The following is a 17359-nucleotide window of genomic DNA, read 5'->3' as shown; positions in this document are numbered from 1 at the left end:
GTTTTAGCATATAAGAATGACTTTTCTGCGGAATGCTGCTGCGCCGTTAATTTTTTGTAAGGATTCATCAGAAAATAAGACAAACCAAGCAATCTCTAGTAAAATAGGCAAGAACGATTTTGTCTATTTGATAGAGTAACTAAAGGAGGAAGGAAACCATGCCAATCACAGCTGATGTTATCGTCGATGTACCCACTATGCAAACCGATCAGCCTTTCACCTATCTGGTTCCTTCTGAAGTAGAAACGGCGATTCAAGTCGGGATGCGAGTAGAAGTTCCTTTTGGTAACGGCAACCGTCATGTTCAAGGGTTCGTTGTAGGTTTGCGAGTACAAGATAGCATCGAACAAAAAAATTTAAAAGCGATTGTCCAAGTATTAGATTTAGCACCTGTGGTTAATCAAGAACTACTTCAATTGGCTGATTATATGAAGACGATCACTTATGCGTTTAAGATCACTTGCTTACAAACGATGCTTCCTGCTGTCATGAAAGCATCCTATGACAAACAAATCTATCCTGTAAGTGAAGCGGCGGACGTCCAGGCATTCTTTAAAGGACGAACAGAAATCTCCTGGAAAGAAGCGCAAGAAGAGGGCATTTTATCCCAATTGATCCGTTGGCGTCAGGACAAGTTAGTAGATATCAGATATGAAGTACACACGAAGAACAAAGTCAAAACGATTCGTTTGATCCGCTCAAATTTGAATAGTGTCCAGCTTGAGGAAGAGTGGGGAAAGTTAAGAGCGAATGCGAAGAAACAAAAAGAACTTCTGCTTTGCTTATCTGAGCAAAAAAAGGCTGAACCAATTAGCTATTACAAAGAAAAAGGTATCAGCACGGCAACTTTGAATCAAGGAAAAGACAAAGGCTGGTTAACTTTTGAAGAAGTAGAAAGTTATCGTGATCCTTATAAAAATCGCACGTTTGAACAAACACAAGCATTCCAGCTAAATAAAGAACAACAACATGCAGTAGAACGTATCGTTGAAGCAGGGCAACAAGAGAAGAGTCACACTTTTTTATTAGAAGGAATTACTGGAAGTGGAAAAACAGAAGTTTATCTACAGGCCATTGCTGAGGTATTAGCTCAAAATAAAACAGCGATTATGCTTGTTCCTGAAATTGCTTTGACACCACAAATGGTAGAGCGTTTTAAAGGGCGTTTTGGAGAGGCGGTAGCTGTCTTACATAGCGGGCTATCTCAGGGAGAAAAATACGATGAGTGGCGTAAAATCGAAAGAAATGAAGCCCAGGTTGTTGTTGGCGCCCGCTCGGCAATTTTTGCCCCTTTAGAAAATATCGGATTGATCATCATTGATGAAGAACATGAATCAAGCTATAAACAAGATGAAACGCCACGTTATCATGCCAGAGATCTAGCGATTTGGCGTGGAAATTATCATCATTGTCCAGTAGTACTAGGAAGTGCGACACCATCTCTTGAATCACGTGCTCGAGCACAAAAAGGGCTGTATGAATTACTCCATTTGAGTCAAAGAGCCAACTTGTCTGCTCAACTTCCAACAATTGAAGTTGTTGACATGCGACAAGAATTGCAACAACATAATACGTCCACATTTTCCAAACAGTTACAAGCAAAAATCCAAGACCGTTTGGCGAAAAAAGAACAGATTGTGCTGTTACTAAATCGGCGAGGATATTCTTCCTTTGTGATGTGTCGGGATTGTGGTTTTGTTTTACCTTGTCCCAACTGTGATATTTCTCTGACCCTTCATATGGACACCCACTCCATGCGTTGTCATTACTGTGGACATGAAGAACCAATCCCACACCGTTGTCCTAACTGTGGAGGGAATAAAATTCGTTACTATGGAACAGGGACCCAAAAAGTCGAAGAAGAATTAAAGACCCTTTTCCCAGAAGCTGGTGTTTTACGTATGGATGTTGATACGACCAGAAAGAAAGGTGCGCATGAACGCATCTTGCAACAATTCGGTCAAAAAAAGGCGAATATCTTACTGGGGACGCAAATGATTGCCAAAGGGTTGGATTTTCCTGATGTGACGTTGGTCGGCGTTTTGAATGCTGATACTTCTCTTAACTTGCCTGATTTTCGTTCAAGCGAGCATACGTTCCAATTGCTTACGCAAGTTTCGGGAAGGGCAGGCCGAGCCGAAAAAGCAGGCGAAGTGATTATCCAAACCTTTAATCCGCAACATTATGCAATTGAATTAGCAAAAGAACAAAATTATGAGCGATTCTATCAACAAGAAATGGCCGTCCGACATCGTAGTGGATACCCACCTTATTATTTTACTGTCAAAATCACGACCAGCCATGAGAAAGAACAGGTTGCTGCTAAGAAGATTTTTGAGGTTGCGAATCAGTTACGTCAAGTGTTAGGAAATCAAAGCTTGTTATTAGGACCGACCCCTAGTACAGTGAATCGGGTAAAAAATCGGTACTATTACCAGTTGATCATTAAATATAAACATGAGCCTAATTTAGCGAATATCTTAAAAAATATTTTAGACCAGAGCCAAAAAGAACAACGACAAGGATTATTTGTCGCGATTGATAATGAACCATTACACTTTATTTAAGAAGGGAATTTACATGCGCTATCCTATATTGATCCACCCCAATGATAAATTGAAACGTGTCGCACAACCAATCGATGTGATCACAGATGAAACAATTACTTTACTAGATAACCTATATGAAACGATGGTTGCTAACGACGGTATTGGCATTGCCGCTCCACAAGTTGGTCAAAACAAGCGAGTTGCAATCGTAGAAGTAGATGAAGGTGAAAAGTTTGAATTAATCAATCCAGAAATTATTGATGCAAAGGGAGAAAGCATTGATGTAGAAGGTTGCTTAAGCATCCCTCATGTTTATGGGACCGTCAAACGGTTTGACGAAGTAACGGTTCGCTATTATGATCGTGAAGGCGAAGAAATCGAAGTAGTAGCCTTTGGTTACTTAGCTCGTGCCTTTCAGCATGAGATCGACCATTTAGACGGTATATTATTCGTTGAAAAAATGATTGAGCAAATTCCAGAAGCCGAATTAGAAGAGTATATGGAGGAACATCTTGATGACTAAATTAGTATTTATGGGAACGCCAGCTTTTTCAGTACCGATCCTTGAAGGCTTATTAGAAGAAGGGTATGAAGTAGTCGCAGTCGTGACACAACCTGATCGCCCTGTGGGACGTAAAAAAATCATCACCCCTACCCCAGTAAAAGAAGCAGCCGTGAAACACGGTTTATTGGTTTTACAACCTGAAAAAATCTCTGGTTCAGAAGAAATGGAAAAAATCATTGCCCTACAACCAGATGTGATTATCACAGCTGCATTTGGTCAATTTTTACCAGAAAAATTATTACAGGCACCTGTTCACGGAGCTATAAATGTACATGCATCTTTATTGCCAAAATATCGAGGAGGAGCGCCAGTTCATTACTCGATTATCAACGGGGAAAAAGAAACCGGTGTAACGATCATGGAAATGATCAAAAAGATGGATGCAGGGGGCATTTATGCTCAAGAAAGTTTACCAATCACTAAACAAGACGATGTGGGAACCATGTTTGAAAAGTTAAGTGCATTAGGGAAACAACTATTACTTAAAACATTACCTGATATTTTGAATGGAAATTTGAGTCCACGTCCACAAGATGAATCAAAGGTAACTTTTTCGCCAAATATCACACGGGAGCAAGAAGCAATTGATTGGAACAAGACAGCAGAAGAGATCGACAACCAAGTCCGTGGGATGCGACCATGGCCGATTGCATTTACGACATACGAACAAACCCGTTGGAAACTTTTAAATGTAGAAGCGTTAGCTGAGAAAACTACGGCGGAGCCAGGGACCATCATCAAAAAAGATAAGAAAAATCTGTGGATTGCTTGTGGTAAACAAACGGTGTTGGCAATCAAAGAATTACAGCCAGCAGGTAAAGGAAAACAAGCGATCAATGAGTTTTTGAATGGTAGTGGACAACAGGTAATGATTGGGCAGCAGGTGAAATAATGGCAAAAATACCAAAAAAAATGAAAAAATCTGTTCGTTATATGGCACTGATCACCCTTGAAAGAGTAAACAAGGGCGGTGCTTATTCTAATTTATTATTGAACGAAATGATCAATCAAGGGGATTTAAATCAAAAAGATGTTGGCTTGTTTACTGAATTGGTCTATGGAACGATCAGTCGTCAACTTTTACTGGAATTTTATGTCGCTCCATTGATAGCAAAAGCAAAAAAAGTGGATGATTGGGTTAAAACATTACTTTATTTGTCAGTTTATCAGTTGGAATTTCTAGATAAAGTTCCAGCTCATGCGATTTTAAATGAAGCGGTCGAAATTGCTAAGATCAAGGGAAATCCTGGTACTGGGAAATTTGTAAATGGTGTTTTAAGAAATTATCAACGACAAGGTAAACCAGATGTTGAACAAATCGGTGATCCGATTGAACGCTTATCCGTAAAAATCAGTTTACCGATTTGGTTAACCAAGCGATTGACTGATCAAATCGGTTATGAAGAAACGGAAAAATTAGGACTTTCCCTCTACCAGCCAAGTCACGTCAGTGGTCGAGTAGATATCAGACAATACCCTAGAGAACAAGCAATCGAGACACTCCAAGCAGAAGAAATTTCAGCGACAGCAAGTAAGCTTAGTCCTTATGGGGTAATTGCTGAAAAAGGACATTTAGCATCTAGTTCCTTATTCCATGACGGGGTCATGACGATCCAAGATGAAAGTTCGATGCTGGTCGCACCCGCTATGCAAATCGAGCCAGAACATCATGTTTTAGATGCTTGTGCGGCACCAGGAGGAAAAACAACGCATATTGCCACGTTTTTAGATCCAACATGTGGTGGCGAAGTTACAGCACTGGATGTTCATGAACATAAAGTAAAACTCATCGAAGAAAATGCGGAACGCTTAGGTGTTTTTACAACTGTTTATGCACAAAAAATGGATGCACGTGAAGTGAAAGAGGAATTTTCAGCTGAAACATTTGATCGTATCTTAGTTGATGCCCCTTGCTCAGGATTAGGACTATTGAGAAGAAAACCGGATATTCGTTATAAAAAAAATGCCAGCGAGTTAGCTAATTTACCAGCGATCCAATTGGCGATTTTGGAAAGTTGTGCATCTGTGTTAAAATCTTCTGGAATATTAACTTATAGTACTTGTACGATTCTTAAAGAGGAAAACCAAGAAGTCATTGAAACATTTTTACAGCGACATACTGATTTTGAAAGGATTGATGTTTTAGTTGATCCTGTGCTACAATCATCAATCGAAGATAAAATGTTGACTTTATACCCACATCAGTTCTATACAGATGGGTTTTTCATTTGTTGTTTGCGTAAAAAGTAATGAGGTGAAAGAATGCAGATTGAATATCAATCAGATGTAGGAAGACGACGTAATACAAATCAAGACTATGCGAGTGTTTTTACGAATCAAGCTGGAATTAAACTAGCAGTATTGGCAGATGGAATGGGCGGTCATCGTGCAGGTGATATCGCGAGCCAGATGGCAGTGACAAACTTAGGAACTGCTTGGGAAAATCTAAGTTTAAGTGATGACGAAAAAGTAGCGCAATGGTTCATCCAAACGATCCAAGAAGAAAATACTCGTATTTATCAACGTGGCCAAGAGCAACCAGAATACAATGGGATGGGAACGACGATCGTAGCAGCAGCTTTATCAGAAGATCAGTTTACTATTGCTCATGTGGGGGATAGCCGTGCCTACTTGATCCGTGAAGATAAAATCATTCAACTGACAGAAGATCATTCTTTAGTGAATGAACTAGTAAAATCTGGAGAAATCAGTGAAGAAATGGCAGCGAACCACCCACGAAAAAATATTTTAACTCGTTCTGTAGGAATGCCAGGATCTGTAGAAGTCGATGTATCGACTTATATTTGGCAATTAAAAGATCGTTTGTTGTTGTGTTCGGATGGGTTAACGAACATGTTATCTGAAGAAACGATTGGAACGATTATCAATCAAGAAGGGGCTTTGTTCGACAAGGTAACAGAATTAATCGAACGTGCAAATGAAGCAGGCGGAGCAGATAATATTACCGTTCTTCTGATCGAATACAAGGAGGACGTAGCATGATTGAGTTAGGCAAAAAGTTGAATGGTCGTTATCAAATCACTGGAAATATTGGTAGTGGGGGCATGGCAAATGTTTTTCTAGCCCATGACCTTATTTTAGATCGTGATGTCGCAGTCAAAGTGTTACGATTCGATTTCCAAAATGATCAAACGGCAATTAGACGATTCCAACGAGAAGCACTAGCTGCGACTGAACTAGTTCATCCTAATATTGTTAGTGTGTATGATGTTGGAGAAGAAGACAACATGCAGTATCTCGTGATGGAATATGTAAAAGGAATGGACCTGAAACGCTATATTCAAACCCATTATCCTGTTCCTTATGATACAGCAGTCAATATTATGCAACAAATTTTATCAGCTATTTCTTTAGCACATACGCACCAAATCATTCATCGTGATTTGAAACCACAAAATGTCTTGATCGATAATGAGGGCGTGGTCAAAATCACTGATTTTGGTATAGCAATCGCATTATCTGAAACATCGATCACACAAACGAATACGATGTTAGGCTCTGTCCATTACTTATCTCCTGAACAAGCTAGAGGAAGTATGGCTACGAAACAATCAGATATCTATGCCTTAGGGATCATTCTTTACGAATTATTAACTGGCAGTGTTCCTTTTGATGGTGAGTCTGCAGTAACGATTGCCTTGAAGCATTTCCAAGATGAGTTACCTTCAATCAAGGATCTAGACCCAACAACGCCGCAAGCTTTAGAAAATGTGGTATTGAAAGCTACTGCAAAAGAACCGGCAGATCGATATAAAACAGCAGAAGAAATGTCAGAAGACTTAGCAACAGCGCTGTCTCCTGCTCGGGCAAATGAAGCCAAATGGGTGCCACAAGCAATGACCAAAGAAACTCAAGTGATCACACCATTAGAAGAAGATACACCAATGCCAGAGTCATTTAAATCCATGCCATTACCTAAAGAAAAATCAGAAGAAACTCCTGTGATGGCAGAAGAGACACTTCCTGATCCAAAGAGTAAAAAGCATAAAAAGTGGTGGATTATTTTATTGGTGATCTTAGCCTTATTAGGAATCGGAACAGCCGTCTTTTTTGCTTCTGGAGGTCGTGGAGAAGTCGAAATTCCTGACGTTTCGGGATTATCAGAAGCGTCTGCCAGAGATACTTTAGCAAAAGCTAAATTAGAAGTAGCAACAAAAACCGAAGAGATCCCTGATGAACAAATCGAAGAAGGAGACGTTGTCAAAACGGACCCAGCAGCGGGAACTACAGTGAAACAAAACCGTGAAGTTACCCTTTACGTCAGCACAGGTAAGAAAAAAGTCAAGTTAGATGATTATACTGGGATGAATTTTGACGAAGTAAGTAGCCGATTGAAGAAGCTTGGTTTTCCAGCTGATAGTATCGAGAAAAAAGACGAGTTCAGTGATGAAGTAGAAAATGGACGAATCATTTCCCAGTCGGATGAAGAAGGAACGGAAGTCGATCCAACGACAGATAAGATCACATTTGTTGTGAGCCAAGGTGCGCAACCAACGATGGGGGATTATACTGGTCAAAATTATGACACCGTTCGTGGGATATTGAGCTCAAATGGTTATAAAAGGATCAGTGAGACGTATGATTACAGCGATACGGTTCCAGCTGGTTCAATCATTAGCCAATTACCTAGTTACGGTGAACCATTGACTGAAAATAGCTATATCAGTTTTGTCGTTAGTCAAGGACCAAATGCGAAAACATTAAATGATATTTCAGGCTATACGAAAAGTGATGCACAAAGTTATTTATCAAGTATTGGCGCAGAATACATCGGACATGAGTCTTATGAATATTCTGATACCGTAGAAAAAGATAAAGTGATCCGAACAGCTCCTGGCGTGGGGGCATCGATTACTCCAGGAACGATCGTCAATGTCATTTATTCAAAAGGACCAGAACCAACCAAAGAATCAAAAGAATCATCAAGTTCAACCAAAGAATCGTCAAGCAGCAAAGAAAGTTCAAGTACTACTACGTCTAAAGAAGAAAGCACGTCGTCTTCATCCAAATAGTAATAACAATAAAAAATAGCAGAGCGTTTCTAAACGTGCTCTGCTATTTTTTATTGAGTTTCGCTAAGTTTCTTGTCAGGAACGCCACATGATTTTTCTTTCCTGTGGTAAAATAAGGAAAACTGGAGGTGGCATACATCAAAGGACAAATCAGAAAAGCAATTAGTGGGTTTTATTATGTACACTCAGACGGTGAGACCTATCAAACGAGAGGACGAGGAAACTTTCGTAATCGAAAAATCACTCCGTTAGTGGGTGACCAAGTACTATTTGAAAGCGAAAACAAGACGGATGGTTATTTGTTAGAAGTGATGCCTCGTAAAAATCAACTGGTGCGTCCACCGGTAGCAAATGTCGATTTAGGTGTCGTAGTTACAAGCTTGGTAGAACCAAATTTTTCTTATAATTTATTGGATCGCTTTCTAGTGACTTTAGAATATGAATCCATTGAACCTGTCATATTTTTGACAAAAACAGATCTCGCTTCAAACGAACAGCAAATCGATGAGATCAAGCAAACGTATGAAACGATCGGTTATCCAGTGATTGTTCCGAAATATCCTGGAGATACTGCAGAATTAATTCGTTACTTCCCAGAACGATTGACCGTTTTTATGGGCCAATCTGGTGCTGGAAAATCTACACTCTTAAACCAAATTTCGCCAGATCTAAACTTAGAAACGGGGGAAATCTCTGATTCTTTAGGACGTGGGAGACATACAACGAGACATGTGGAATTACTCCCATTGTATGATGGTTTAGTAGCAGATACACCAGGATTCAGCTCGATCGATTTTTTGACGATCGAAACGACTGAATTACCAAAACAATTTCCTGAATTTGTCAGTGCATCGAACCATTGCCGTTTTAGAGAATGCATGCATGCTAAAGAGCCTGGGTGCGAGGTGAAACGCCAGGTCGAAACAGGTGAGATTGCCCAAACACGTTATGAGAACTATTTGCAATTTTTACAGGAAGTCGAAAATCGAAAACCAATCTATTCTAAAAAAGAAGGTAAACGAAAATAGGAGGAAGCATTAATGAAAATAGCACCATCTATCTTAAGCGCAGATTTTTCTAATTTACAAAGAGACATCGAACTAGTAGAAAAAGGAGGGGCAGATTACATCCATGTAGATGTAATGGATGGACAATTTGTTCCAAATATTACATTTGGCCCCAATATCGTACAAGCTATTCGACCAATTACTAAGTTACCACTAGACGTGCATTTGATGATTGTTGACCCGGAAAAATATATTCCGGCGTTTGCGAAGGCTGGAGCAGATATCATCACGGTGCATGTGGAAGCCACTCCACACATTCATCGAGCATTGCAAATGATGAAAGATCTAGGCGTGAAATCAGGAGTCGTGATTAATCCAGGCACACCTATAACGATGATCAAACATGTTTTACCGATAGCAGATCAGGTCTTAGTGATGACTGTTAACCCAGGATTTGGTGGACAAAGTTTCATTGAAGAAACGGTAGAGAAAATTGCTGAATTATCAGAATTACGCGAGCAAAATAATTGGCATTATTCCATTGAAGTAGATGGCGGTATCGTTCCTGAAACCGCACAAATTTGTCAAAAAGCTGGAGCAGATGTTTTCGTTGCCGGTTCTTATATCTATAACTCAGAAGATCCAGTGGGACAAATCAACCAGTTAAAAGAGGCATTGAAATAAATGCAGGTTTTATTAGTGGCAGGTGGTTCTCCTGAAAATTGGCCAGAACTACAAAACAGTTATGACTGTTATGTAGGCATTGATCGTGGTGCATGGTATCTTCTTCAAAACAATTTCCCCTTAGATTTAGCAATCGGTGACTTTGATTCGTTATCGGTAGATGAAAAAAAACAAGTTGAACAAGCAACGAATGAACTGATCCAAGCACCAGCAGAAAAAGATGATACAGATACGCAGTTGGGGTTGTGTCAAGCCATTGAACGATATCCAGAAGCAACAATCACGATCATTGGCGCAACTGGTGGTCGATTGGATCACCTGCTTGCTAACCTTTGGCTACCGTTAGAACCAAGATTTAAACCACATGCTCAAAAGATCATTATTTGGGATCGTCAAAATCATGTCACCTACTATTTACCTGGCAAACATGTGATTACCAAAATGGATAAAATGCGTTATTTGGCCTATTGTTGTTTGACGCCTGTAACAGAGCTGTCCATCCAAAAGAGCAAGTATGAACTGGAAACAACTAATGTGAGCCAAGCAACTTCTTATGCAAGCAATGAATTTGTTTCAGATACGGCTGATTTTTCCTTTTCAACTGGGATGGTCGCAGTGATTCAAAGTAAAGATTAAGTTTGCTCTAACCGAGTAAATACAACAGAAATAGTTAAAAATGACAAGTCAAATTATTTACTAAAAAAAAGCTTAAGAGAGGTGTCATACCTTTTGTTTCGCCTCAATTAGTGATAAAATTGACCATAAGAGTCTAATTAATTCGAGGTGTCTTTGTGAAGAAGTTCAATCCTAATAAAAATATTATTATTACCTTAATCATTGTTATCATTGTGGTGACAATCTTAAGTGTGACTGCCGCGCAACGAGCGAATGAAGGAAAACCTAATTTCTTCCAGTCTTTTGTCAATGACAGTGTTTCATTTGTTGACCGTGCAATCTCTGCGCCCGTAAGATGGGTCGAAAATGGAGTGGATTCAGTCCATAATCTTTTCACGACTTATTCTGAAAATGAGCGATTAAAAGAGAAAATCGATAGTTATGATGAGTTAGCATTAAAAAATAAAAATGACCAAAAAGAAATCGAAGCATTAAAGAAAGAACTTAACTTAAATCAAACATTGACTAACTATGAAAAAGTAACGGCGAATGTGATTACACGCTCACCAGATACTTGGCAAGATATGTTGATCGTTGATAAAGGATCAAAAGATGGCATTGAAGTGAACATGGCGGTAATGGCACAAAAAGGATTAATTGGTCGAGTAGTTGAAGTCAATCGTACTTCTTCTAAGATCGAGCTGCTGACTTCGTCAAATGAAAGTTCGAATCATTTCCCAGTTCGGGTATCTTCTTCTAGTGGAGAAGCGTTTGGATTATTGAAAAACTATGACGAAAAACTGCAAGCGTTAGTCGTGACACAATTAACTGGAGATACGAATATCAAAGAAGGCGACGTCGTTCAAACTTCTGGCTTAGGTGGGAACTCACCAGCAGATCTGCCGATCGGAACAGTCATCAAGACCAAACCAGATAGTTATGGCTTGGATCGTGAAGTATATGTTAAGCCTTACGCTGGAATGTATGATCTGCCAGTTGTGACGATCGTGCAACGACTGGTGGAGGATTAACCTATGCTGAAAAAAGATACAATGAAATATTACTTGCCAGTTGTATTGTTCTTATTGATGTTGATCGATGGGCATTTGACTAGAATGTTTGTCGAGTGGTCAAATGGGCAATACATGGCTAGTGCCCATTTTCTCATTTTGGCTTTGCTGTTTTGCAGTATGAAATTTCCTAAAAGGTATTTATTGATTACAACGGTCGTCCTTGGAGCAATCTTTGATACCTACTATATCGGTGTAATCGGGATCTATGTGGTGGCATTACCACTGATGGTCTTTATTATGTATTCGATGAGTTCTTATATCCACTTTAATATCTTTACAGAATTTTTTAGTATGATTATTTTTGTTACGGGGTATGAGTTGTTCACTTTAGCTGTACAATTGATTTTCAAATTAGTATCTGTAAATAACACTTACTTTATTACTAGATATCTTGGGCCAACTTTATTATTAACGATGATTCTATTCGCAGTTTTTGTTTTTCCATTCAAGAAATTATTCAGTGATGAATAATTTCTTTTTTTTGTACTGATTTCTGAAATAAATGTCATATTTTGTGAATAATCATTGAAACTTACATGTTTGTCATTTTAAGATTTTATTTTGAAATGTTTTTGTAACATAACTATTATATCGTTGACATACTGCTATGGTACAATTTTTATATCGTTAAGAAAGACTTAAATATATTTAGATATTTATTAAATTAAGCCAGTCGGAGGAATGAAGAGTGAAAAAGAGTTTATTATCAGCGGTAATGCTAAGTTCAATCGCTTTAACTGCCGTAGGATCACCGATCGCTGCCGCGGCGGACGATTTTGATTCTCAGATACAACAACAAGACAAAAAAATTGCAGACTTACAAAACCAACAAGCAAGTGCACAATCACAAATTGAAGCATTAGAAGGTCAAGTTTCTGCTATTAACACAAAAGCGCAAGATTTATTAACTAAACAAGATACATTGCGTAAAGAATCTGCTCAATTAAAACAAGAAATCAAAGATTTACAAGAACGTATTGAAAAACGTGAAGCAACAATCCAAAAACAAGCACGTGAAACACAAGTAAAAAATACTAGTTCAAACTATATTGACGCTGTGTTAAATGCAGATTCATTAGCAGATGCTGTTGGTCGTATCCAAGCAATGTCTACAATCGTTAAAGCAAACCAAGACTTAGTACAACAACAAAAAGAAGACAAACAAGCAGTAGAAGCGAAAAAAGCTGAAAATGAAGCAAAACAAAAAGAACTTGCTGACAACCAAGCTGCTTTAGAGTCACAAAAAGGCGACTTATTAGCAAAACAAGCTGACTTAAATGTCTTGAAAACTTCATTGGCTGCTGAACAAGCAACAGCAGAAGATAAGAAAGCTGACTTGAACCGTAAGAAAGCTGAAGCTGAAGCAGAGCAAGCACGTATCCGTGAACAAGCTCGCTTAGCAGAACAAGCTCGTCAACAAGCAGCTCAAGAAAAAGCTGAAAAAGAAGCACGTGAACAAGCTGCTGCACAAGCTGCACAAACACAAGCTTCATCATCAGCATCAACTACAACAGAAAGCTCATCAGCTGCACAATCTTCAAGTGAAGAATCAAAAGCTCCTGAGTCTTCAACAACAGAAGAATCAACATCTACTGAATCTTCTACAACAACAGAAAATTCATCAACTGGCTCTTCTTCTACTGAATCATCTTCAACAGAAGAATCAACAGTTCCTGAATCTTCTACACAAGAGTCAACACCTGCGAATACAGAAAGCAGTTCAAGCAGCTCTAATACAAATGTAAATAATAATACAAACAATAGTACTAATAACAGCACTAATAATAGCACTAATAACAGTACAACAAATAACAACAATAACAATAATACTGTAACACCAGCTCCAACACCTACACCAACGCCTGCTCCAACACCAGCACCAAATCCTTCTGGTAGTGTGAACGGCGCTGCGATTGTAGCAGAAGCTTACAAATATATTGGTACTCCATATGTATGGGGTGGTAAAGATCCAAGTGGCTTTGACTGTTCTGGATTTACACGCTATGTATATTTACAAGTAACTGGCCGTGACATCGGTGGTTGGACAGTACCTCAAGAATCAGCTGGAACAAAAATTTCAGTTTCTCAAGCAAAAGCTGGAGACTTGTTATTCTGGGGTTCTGCTGGCGGAACTTATCACGTAGCTATTTCATTAGGTGGCGGACAATATATCCATGCACCTCAACCAGGTGAAAATGTTAAAGTTGGTTCAGTTCAATGGTACACACCTGATTTTGCAGTAAGTATGTAATAATAAATAGAATGAACAGGAGGAGAAATCTTCCTGTTCATTTTTTTGTGGCTTTATTCTTTTTGATGTTGGTGAAATTCACCAACATCTTTTTTATGGTTTAAAAAGTATAAAAATGACATCCTATGATTCTAAGATTTCTTTTTACCAATATCCTTTGACAACGTGTCTTTTTTTAGTCTGTAATGCAATCAGTGAGTAAAGAATGAAGTTTATATGTAGCTATAAAATAATAGAAGACGTTGGTGATTTTCACAAAAAATGATCATGGATGTTTGGAATGAGAGACGAAGCGACCAAAATAAATGAGCTAGAGTGAAGAAGGTTGGTATAAACCAATCACTATTCTCTCTAGCTCATTTGGACTTATTAGTCAAAATAGGATTTCCAATGAATGAAAAAACTGCTATTTTTACTGTTTATGAATCGATCATTTTATCTAGTAATGATTTAGCTTGATCAATTAATGTACATATTCTTCAGAAAGTGTCATGAAACTATTGATATCCTCTAAAACCATATCGATGCCAGCTTGCCAGAAATCTGGTTTCGTTAAGTCAACACCTAAATGTTTTTGAGCAAGTTCTTCGGTTGTCATTGAAGCTGTATCTCTTAATAACTCAATGTATTCTTGCTCAAAACTTGTCCCTTTTTTGTTTGCATAAGCATAAATACCTAAACTAAACAAATAGCCAAACGTGTAAGGGAAGTTATAAAAAGGAACATCATCAATAAAGAAATGCAATTTAGCTGCCCAGAAGTGTGGGTGGTAAGTAGCTAAGGCATCATGATAACCTTCTTTTTGAGCTTCAACCATCATTTGAGTGATTTCTTCTTCTGAAACAAGTCCTTCTTGTCGCGCAGAATAGAAACGATTTTCGAAAATGAAACGAGAATGGATATTCATAAACATGGCCAAAGCATTTTGTAATTTAGTATCTAATAAATTGATTTTTTCTTCTTTCGTTTTGGCTGCTTTTAAGGTAGCATCAGCGACAATCAATTCAGCAAACGTGCTAGCAGTTTCTGCAACATTCATTGCGTAATCACGGTTCAATGCTGGCAGATCCCACATGACACTACTATGAAAGGCATGACCTAATTCGTGGGCTAGCGTAGCTACTTCATTGACTGAGTTACTATAGGTCATAAAAATTCTGGATTCTTGGGTTTCTGGCAGCTCAGTACAATACCCGCCAGGTCGTTTTCCCGGACGATCCTCTGCTTCAATCCAACTTTTTTCAAATGCAGATTGTGCAAAGGTTGCCATTTTGGGACTGAATTTTTGGAAATTCTCAATGATAAAAGAGGCAGCTTCGTCAAAGGTAAACGTCTTTTCCTTTAGATCTCCTAAAATAATTGGTGCATCTTGATCTTGCCACTCCATTTTTTCTTTACCGAAAAGATTGGCTTTTCTTGTTAAGTAATCAATTAACGGTTGTTTATTTTTTTGGATAGTTGCCCACATCACATCAAGTGTTTCTTTTTTCAAACGATTGTATTCTAATGGTTTTTGTAAATAGTCGTTCATACCATGTAGTTTATAGGTTGATAAACGGAAACCATCTAAGTGATTTAATGTGTCCGATAGTAAAGACGTTTTTTCTTGCCAAGCTTTTTCCCAGGCAATAAATAACTTTTCACGTACGAGTGGATCTGGATCACCCATCATTTTATTGAAGGCTTGACCTGCTGACAAGTCAGTTACCTTGCCATTTTCTTCAAATGGAATCACGATTGTTCCCACAATTGTGTCGTAATGACTGCTCCACGCATTCAGCCCGTCTAATGAGAGTGTATTGATGATGTTTTCTTCTGCTTCGGACAATAAACGATGACCGTCTCTGCGAATCTCATTCATACGAAAAGCAATCAAAGAAAATTCATCTGTTTGGAGCAATGTTTGCCAATTATTGTCAGATATTTCTGCAAATTTTTTCGATAAAATCGTATCGGCTGATTGCCAACGTGGTAATAGTGCATATAATTTTCCTGATAAAAGCTTTGCTTGGGTATCTTTGACATTCGCAGATAACAAAGCCGTAATATAACTATTACATTGAGAAAAACCTTCTGTAATTGTTTCTTGTTGTTTGATCAGTGTCGTAAGTTCGTCATTTGTACTGACTGAATGATCCCATTGATTAACGGATTGATAATAGGTAGTGATTTGTTTTTCTAATTGTTCTAAGCGTTCATTTAAGGCTGGGGAATCACTTCCACCTGAAAAAATTGAATCAAGATCCCAATTTAGTGAATATGTCATGAAAAAGCTCCCTTCAATTTATAATACAATTAGTATAGCATTATTTTCTTATTTAAGTCTCTAAGAAAAGTTTGTTGTTTCGCAAAAAAAGAGCTATTATAAATGGCAGAGGTGACTTATGAATTCAATAAAAAAACAAATGAAAAATGGCAACTTTTATTTAGTTATTGCAGTACTTATCATGGCTCTCTTATTTTACAGTTCATCGCAAACTTACGGACAACAATCCCAAGTCTCCAGGATCGAAGAGTGGTTTCCCAATCATCCGTTTAAACAAGTATTTGATAATATTCGTTTTACTTATGGCGATGGTGTAGTGAGTGTAGATCATTTAGGTTATGGTAAATTCGTTGAATTTTTCTTACGAAAAGGTGCTCATTTTGGGTCTTATTTTATTTTAGGTGGTAGTTTGTTTTTAGGGGTCTTTCCTAAAATGAAAATCTGGTGGTTAACAAGTGTCTTAGCTTGGTTATCGGCGACCGGTTATGCTGGGTTAGATGAATTTCATCAGATGCTTACAGGGGATCGAACACCGTCTTTCCAAGATGTCATGCTCGATTCAATGGGGGCATTGACAGCGATTGTCTTATGCTTGATCGTTGGTTTTGTGAGAAAAAAATTTTAGGTAGAAGGATCAATTAGTGTACATGAAAAAATGAGTTATAGAAGTAATTAAAATTGAGTATGAAGCCGAAAAATCCTAAAATAGTTTTCTATTTTAGGATTTTTCGGCTTCATTTCGTAGTATACTTGTGATTCTTTTCTATAAAATAGAACTTGTGGATCAAAGCCAGCTGTTGTTTATTTATGGATAGATTGGATTGGAATTTATTTTAGGAGTGGTTGATTTTATCCTTGAATCATTATCTGTACCTCTCTTTGGGCACTAGTTTTTTATACGGTGACGCCTTTTGTGTATCGCTGTATAATCCTTTCATTATTTCTTCAAACAGAAGTTCATATGTATGTAATAATTTCTGGTGATTAGCCAACTCATTGGATGATGAGCGAAAAAACCTATTCCATAGCGAATTATTTTGATCTTGATTCGCGATCGTAGTATGAATATTATCCAGTTGCTGAAGGATTGAACGGAGGAGGCCCTCACCATTTAAAAATGATTGCATTTTTCTCTTGTCACTAGCTAGTTTTTTGACTAAAATCTTTTGTTCAAATTCATTATTCTCTGGTTTGACGAGTAGTTTTTGCTGGTCTGCGATACTGGCGGATAATTCTAAGATCTGTTGCTCAGTGTAATCAAGAAACTGTTGATAATAAGTTTTTTTAGCTTGTAACTTATCGTCCATTTTATTCCC

The 17359-nt window shown here is 38.1% G+C and carries 15 protein-coding genes; 13 read left to right on the top strand and 2 right to left on the bottom strand.

Annotation, left to right across the window (positions count from 1 at the left end; all coding sequences use genetic code 11):
* The first annotated feature begins 158 nt into the window (after positions 1–158).
* From priA to IGJ27_RS12015, 12 genes are all read left to right on the top strand, one after another.
* A complete protein-coding gene (gene priA / locus IGJ27_RS12070; RefSeq protein WP_178306316.1) occupies positions 159–2567 on the top strand; it encodes a primosomal protein N' in 2409 nt (802 codons plus the stop codon).
* Positions 2568–2580: 13 nt separating this feature from the next.
* Positions 2581–3072, top strand: coding sequence for a peptide deformylase (gene def / locus IGJ27_RS12065; protein WP_010720599.1), 492 nt, complete (start codon positions 2581–2583; stop codon positions 3070–3072).
* On the top strand, positions 3065–4006 hold the full coding sequence (gene fmt / locus IGJ27_RS12060) for a methionyl-tRNA formyltransferase (RefSeq protein ID WP_010737278.1): 942 nt from the start codon (positions 3065–3067) through the stop codon (positions 4004–4006). The genes def and fmt overlap by 8 nt, the downstream gene beginning before the upstream one ends.
* The gene (gene rsmB / locus IGJ27_RS12055; RefSeq protein ID WP_178306317.1) at positions 4006–5364 is read left to right on the top strand and encodes a 16S rRNA (cytosine(967)-C(5))-methyltransferase RsmB; all 1359 of its coding nucleotides are present in this window, start codon (positions 4006–4008) and stop codon (positions 5362–5364) included. Before fmt ends, rsmB begins: the two co-directional genes overlap by 1 nt.
* A gap of 12 nt (positions 5365–5376) precedes the next feature.
* Positions 5377–6117, top strand: a complete 741-nt coding sequence (locus tag IGJ27_RS12050) for a Stp1/IreP family PP2C-type Ser/Thr phosphatase (protein WP_010720596.1) — start codon at positions 5377–5379, stop codon at positions 6115–6117.
* Positions 6114–8147, top strand: coding sequence for a Stk1 family PASTA domain-containing Ser/Thr kinase (pknB, locus tag IGJ27_RS12045; RefSeq protein WP_096708658.1), 2034 nt, complete (start codon positions 6114–6116; stop codon positions 8145–8147). The genes IGJ27_RS12050 and pknB overlap by 4 nt, the downstream gene beginning before the upstream one ends.
* A gap of 128 nt (positions 8148–8275) precedes the next feature.
* A complete protein-coding gene (rsgA, locus tag IGJ27_RS12040; RefSeq protein ID WP_010720594.1) occupies positions 8276–9175 on the top strand; it encodes a ribosome small subunit-dependent GTPase A in 900 nt (299 codons plus the stop codon).
* A 12-nt stretch (positions 9176–9187) separates the two neighbouring features.
* Positions 9188–9838, top strand: coding sequence for a ribulose-phosphate 3-epimerase (gene rpe, locus IGJ27_RS12035; RefSeq protein ID WP_010720593.1), 651 nt, complete (start codon positions 9188–9190; stop codon positions 9836–9838).
* A complete protein-coding gene (locus IGJ27_RS12030; protein WP_178306318.1) occupies positions 9839–10474 on the top strand; it encodes a thiamine diphosphokinase in 636 nt (211 codons plus the stop codon). It abuts the gene before it with no gap.
* 155 nt (positions 10475–10629) lie between these two features.
* Entirely contained in the window at positions 10630–11484 is an 855-nt protein-coding gene (gene mreC, locus IGJ27_RS12025; protein ID WP_010720591.1) for a rod shape-determining protein MreC, read from the top strand.
* Positions 11485–11487: 3 nt separating this feature from the next.
* The gene (gene mreD, locus IGJ27_RS12020; RefSeq protein WP_178306319.1) at positions 11488–11997 is read left to right on the top strand and encodes a rod shape-determining protein MreD; all 510 of its coding nucleotides are present in this window, start codon (positions 11488–11490) and stop codon (positions 11995–11997) included.
* 217 nt (positions 11998–12214) lie between these two features.
* Complete coding sequence (locus IGJ27_RS12015; protein WP_063627634.1) at positions 12215–13777, top strand: C40 family peptidase; 1563 nt, start codon at positions 12215–12217, stop codon at positions 13775–13777.
* A 463-nt stretch (positions 13778–14240) separates the two neighbouring features.
* Here IGJ27_RS12015 and IGJ27_RS12010 read toward each other — a convergent pair whose 3' ends face one another.
* A complete protein-coding gene (locus tag IGJ27_RS12010; RefSeq protein ID WP_178306320.1) occupies positions 14241–16043 on the bottom strand; it encodes a M3 family oligoendopeptidase in 1803 nt (600 codons plus the stop codon).
* A 118-nt stretch (positions 16044–16161) separates the two neighbouring features.
* Between IGJ27_RS12010 and IGJ27_RS12005 the strand changes: the two genes are divergently transcribed.
* Positions 16162–16668: a VanZ family protein gene (locus IGJ27_RS12005; RefSeq protein ID WP_010720587.1), complete on the top strand. Its 507-nt coding sequence runs from the start codon at positions 16162–16164 to the stop codon at positions 16666–16668.
* A 238-nt stretch (positions 16669–16906) separates the two neighbouring features.
* Here IGJ27_RS12005 and IGJ27_RS12000 read toward each other — a convergent pair whose 3' ends face one another.
* Positions 16907–17350 carry a hypothetical protein gene (locus tag IGJ27_RS12000; RefSeq protein WP_063627632.1) on the bottom strand — a complete coding sequence of 148 codons (444 nt, stop codon included), beginning with the start codon at positions 17348–17350 and terminating at the stop codon, positions 16907–16909.
* Positions 17351–17359 lie beyond the last annotated feature (9 nt).

The organism is Enterococcus sp. DIV1726a (assembly GCF_051710985.1).
Classification (GTDB): domain Bacteria; phylum Bacillota; class Bacilli; order Lactobacillales; family Enterococcaceae; genus Enterococcus_B; species Enterococcus_B hirae.
Note: the sequence above shows the minus strand (reverse complement) of the source record. Positions and strands in the feature narration are given on the sequence as shown.